At 66.0% G+C, this 620-nt stretch carries 1 protein-coding gene and 1 pseudogene; both read left to right on the top strand.

Features of this window, described 5'->3' with window-relative positions:
- Positions 1-21 precede the first annotated feature (21 nt).
- Positions 22-330, top strand: coding sequence for a transposase (locus NY1_RS44325; RefSeq protein ID WP_067723607.1), 309 nt, complete (start codon positions 22-24; stop codon positions 328-330).
- Positions 327-620, top strand: a pseudogene (locus NY1_RS41655) (IS3 family transposase); the annotation flags it as partial. The gene NY1_RS44325 and the pseudogene NY1_RS41655, both read left to right, overlap by 4 nt.

Genomic DNA, 620 nt, shown 5'->3' with positions numbered 1-620 from the left:
CAGGCTTGAGAGGATGTCGCAGTGCCCAAGCCGTATCCGAAAGAGTTCCGCGACGATGTCGTGCGAGTCGCTCGCAATCGCGATGACGGGGTGACCCTGGAGCAGATCGCGGCTGATTTCGGTGTGCATCCGATGACGTTGTCGAAATGGATGCGCCAAGCCGACGTCGATGACGGGAACAAGCCCGGGACCACGCGTAGCGAGTCGGCCGAGTTGCGGGATGCCCGTCGCCGGATCCGCCTGTTGGAGCAGGAGAACGAGGTCCTGCGCCGCGCTGCGGCGTATCTGTCGCAGGCCCAGATACCGGGAAAAGGCTCTACCCGCTCGTGAAAGAGCTTGCCGCCGACGGGATTCCCGTGGCGGTGACGTGCCGGGTGCTGCAGCTCGCTCGCCAGCCCTACTACCGGTGGCTGGCCGAACCGGTCACCGCCGGCGAACTCGCGCAGGCGTATCGGGCCAACGCGTTGTTCGACGCGCACCACGATGATCCCGAATTCGGGTACCGATTTCTCGCCGACGAGGCCCGTGAAGCCGGGGAAACGATGGCCGAGCGGACCGCCTGGCGGATCTGCTCGAGCAATCGGTGGTGGAGTGCGTTCGGCAAGCCCCGGCGCGGCAAG

It is taken from the genome of Nocardia yamanashiensis NBRC 100130 (genome assembly GCF_001613325.1).
In the GTDB taxonomy this organism is placed as follows: domain Bacteria; phylum Actinomycetota; class Actinomycetes; order Mycobacteriales; family Mycobacteriaceae; genus Nocardia; species Nocardia yamanashiensis.
This window is presented reverse-complemented; position numbering and strand designations above follow the sequence as displayed.